This is a genomic window from Desulfosarcina sp. (assembly GCF_041551955.1).
In the GTDB taxonomy this organism is placed as follows: Bacteria; Desulfobacterota; Desulfobacteria; order Desulfobacterales; family Desulfosarcinaceae; genus Desulfosarcina.
Map to the genome: position 1 here is coordinate 1 of NZ_JBFELV010000631.1, position 1,363 is coordinate 1,363.

Below are 1,363 nucleotides of genomic sequence, written 5' to 3' on the forward strand. Positions count from 1 at the left end.
CTGGTCTGACCGACAGCAATTTTGTCTGGCATGGTGCGCCTGCTGCCGCTATTGAAGAGGCGATCGGTATAGCATTCAGAACAGTATGGAACCTATTGATTCTTTTGTAAGATTTCTTCAATCCTGCATATCGCCGATTGCACTGATTTCGGGCGTAGGGCTGATTCTGCTTTCCCTCACCAATCGGCTTGCCAGGACAATTGATAAATCAAGAATGATTGTCAACGAGTTAGATAAGGGCCAGGTTGCCGATGAAAACAGGAAGCTAATAGAGTTGAAAATTCTATTTGATAGAAGCAAAATTCTTCGCAACTCCATTGTTTCCATATCATTTTCCATTTTATCAAGCAGCCTGATCATCCCGATTCTGTTGATAATGAATTTGTTTGATGTAAATTTGACATTCCTTGGCGTACTATTTTTTCTCTTTAGCGCCATAGGTATCATTCTATCGGCGATATTTCTATTCATTGATGTGCGCCTTACGCTAAAAGCGCTGGAGTTCGAGGTGAAAGATCATATTCAGTAGACTTCATCGACGAAGGGGATCTGGTGATCGCACCAGGCGATGATTTTTTAGATTTCACATTTTTTTCACGTTATCTTCACGGCCGGTTCACACGCCCCAACCTATACTTCGCCCATGTTTAACGAGACTATGGTCTTGCTTATGCTTGCCTTGGAATCGTTTGGCTATTATACCGGAAGGAATATCAACCACACCCCGGAGGGGACCCATGGCGCCAAACATCCGGCTGCTCATCATCGAGGATAACCCGGCCATTGTGGAAAACATGACCGATTTTCTGGAATCCAAAGGCTACATCCTGGATTTCGCCATGGACGGCATCGGCGGCCTCCACCTGGCCCTGACGCAGGATTACGATGTCATCGTCCTGGACCTCATGCTGCCGGGCATGGACGGCATCACCCTGTGCCAAAAACTGCGCCGGGAGGCCGACAAACAGGTCCCGGTGATCATGCTCACGGCCAGGGACACCCTGGACGACAAGCTGCTCGGTTTTGAATCCGGTGCCGACGATTACCTGGTCAAGCCCTTTGCCCTGAAAGAGCTGGAAGCCCGAATCAAAGTGCTGGCAAAACGGCGGACAGCCGAAAACAAGGTCCTGTGCGTTGCCGACCTCAAAATGGACCTGGGGACCTTCGAGGTGACCCGCCAGGGGAAAAAAATCGACCTGAACAACACCTGCATCTCCATTTTGAAGCTGCTCATGGAAACGGCCCCCAATGTGGTCGCCCGCCAAGACTTGGAGAACCATCTTTGGGGGGACTTGCCTCCGGGCAGTGATGTGCTGCGCAGCCATATGTACACCCTGCGGAAAAAGATCGACAAACCATTTGA

At 49.5% G+C, this 1,363-nt stretch carries 2 protein-coding genes; both read left to right on the forward strand.

The window, feature by feature from the left end:
* Positions 1-85: 85 nt before the first annotated feature.
* Positions 86-529: a DUF2721 domain-containing protein gene (locus ABYV26_RS25045; protein ID WP_372684066.1), complete on the forward strand. Its 444-nt coding sequence runs from the start codon at positions 86-88 to the stop codon at positions 527-529.
* 208 nt (positions 530-737) lie between these two features.
* Positions 738-1,363: response regulator transcription factor (locus ABYV26_RS25050; protein WP_372684067.1), on the forward strand; the 626-nt coding region annotated here is incomplete at its 3' end.